Origin of the sequence: Pseudomonas frederiksbergensis, from assembly GCF_003732665.1 — a bacterium.
GTDB classification, from domain to species: domain Bacteria; phylum Pseudomonadota; class Gammaproteobacteria; order Pseudomonadales; family Pseudomonadaceae; genus Aquipseudomonas; species Aquipseudomonas frederiksbergensis_G.
Window position 1 is genome coordinate 1 of the sequence record NZ_MOBP01000232.1, and the last position, 273, is coordinate 273.

Here is a 273-nt window from a genome sequence, read left to right on the forward strand (position 1 = left end):
TTGTCCAGCTCCGGCACCGCGCGGTCGAAGCGCAAGGATGACTGCTGCAAAAAGTGTTCGAACAATTGCAGGATGTCTTCGCGGCGCTCGCGCAACGGCGGCAGCTCCAGGGTCACCACGTTCAAGCGGTAATACAGGTCGCTGCGAAATTCGCCAGCCTTGCTTGATTGATCCAGATCGGACTTGGTCGCGGCGATCACCCGGCAATCCACCGCCACGCTCTGGTTCGAGCCAAGGCGTTCAAGAGTGCGTTCCTGCAACACCCGCAGCAGC

1 protein-coding gene is annotated in these 273 nt (G+C 60.4%); it reads right to left on the reverse strand.

The features are described 5' to 3' along the window. On the reverse strand, positions 1–273 hold a 273-nt coding region (locus BK665_RS33965), incomplete at both ends, for a sigma 54-interacting transcriptional regulator (protein ID WP_185076762.1).